Raw genomic sequence first — 370 nt, 5'->3', positions numbered from 1 at the left:
GCGCCGAAGCGGGCGGCGATCCGCTCGATCAAGGCCTGCGTCAGGGCGATTTCGGGCAGAAGGATCAGGATCTGCGCCGCCGGATCGGCGCGCAGCACGCGCGCGATGGCCTCCAGATAGGCCTCGGTCTTGCCGGACCCGGTCACCCCGTCCAGCAGGAAGGGCTTGAAGCCGCCGTCGGCGACGCCCTGCGCCAGAGCCTCGGCCGCCGCCGCCTGATCAGGGTTCAGGGTCGCGGGGGCGTGGTCGGGGTTAGGCGCGTCGAAGGCCGCGTCCGCCGCGATCTCGACCACCTCCAGCACGCCCTCATCAACCAGCCCCTTGACCACGCCGGAGGATACGCCAGCCGCGCGGGCCAGATCGGCGGGCG

1 protein-coding gene is annotated in these 370 nt (G+C 72.7%); it reads right to left on the bottom strand.

All coding sequences use genetic code 11. From position 1 onward, the window contains the following. A partial coding sequence (locus tag QZ281_RS10560; RefSeq protein ID WP_292228200.1) for a DEAD/DEAH box helicase occupies positions 1–370 on the bottom strand: 370 nt, incomplete at both ends.

It is taken from the genome of Brevundimonas sp. (assembly GCF_018608325.1).
Taxonomy (GTDB): domain Bacteria; phylum Pseudomonadota; class Alphaproteobacteria; order Caulobacterales; family Caulobacteraceae; genus Brevundimonas.
Note: the sequence above shows the minus strand (reverse complement) of the source record. Positions and strands in the feature narration are given on the sequence as shown.